We start from the raw sequence: 660 nt of genomic DNA, 5'->3' as shown, positions 1-660 counted from the left end.
CGCCGCCGTCGGCAAGGCCGGCGCCAAGTCGGACATCTTCACCCCTGACGGCTTCACCGCCGCGCAGATGGTGGTGCACGCGATCGAGGCCAATAAGGGCTCGGCCGACGACACCGACGCCCTGGTGAAGGCGCTGGAGGGGTGGAGCTTCGACGGGGTCAAGGGCAAGCTGACCGTCCGGGCCGAGGACCACGCACTGCTGCAGCCGATGTTCCAGGTGAAGCTCACCGGGTCCGGCGCAGACGCGAAGCCGACGGTGGAGAAGACCCTCCCCGCTGACCAGGTGGCACCCCCGGCCACCCCGATCGCGGGCTGATCCACATGTCGAACCGTGCAGCCGCAGCCGCCTCCCCGGCCACGGCGGGAGCCTCGGCCGCCCGGGTGGGAGCCTCGGCCGGGGTGGTGAGTGCCCCGGTGGGGGTGGTGGGAGGCTCGGCGGCAGCCTTGGTGCGTTCGGTGCTGCGGCTGCGCGGGGTGGGCTGGTCCGTCCGTGGCGTGCCGATCGTCGAGGAAGTCTCCTTCGACGTGCACGAAGGCGAGTTCATCGCTTTCATCGGCCCGAACGGCGCGGGCAAGACCTCCTTGTTCAACCTGATCTCCGGGATCTACCCGGCGACGCACGGGGTCATCGAGCTCGACGGTGCGGACATCACCACCGAG

2 protein-coding genes are annotated in these 660 nt (G+C 70.5%); both read left to right on the top strand.

The annotated features are described in order from the left end of the window. Positions 1 to 316: ABC transporter substrate-binding protein (locus ABD323_RS43320; RefSeq protein ID WP_344447519.1), on the top strand; the 316-nt coding region annotated here is incomplete at its 5' end. Between the two features lie 140 nt (positions 317 to 456). Continuing rightward, a partial coding sequence (locus tag ABD323_RS43315; RefSeq protein ID WP_344447518.1) for an ATP-binding cassette domain-containing protein occupies positions 457 to 660 on the top strand: 204 nt, incomplete at its 3' end.

It is taken from the genome of Kitasatospora nipponensis (assembly GCF_039528135.1).
GTDB lineage: Bacteria > Actinomycetota > Actinomycetes > Streptomycetales > Streptomycetaceae > Kitasatospora > Kitasatospora nipponensis.
The sequence above is the reverse complement of the archived record's forward strand: the minus strand, read 5'-3'. Positions and strand labels throughout refer to the sequence as shown.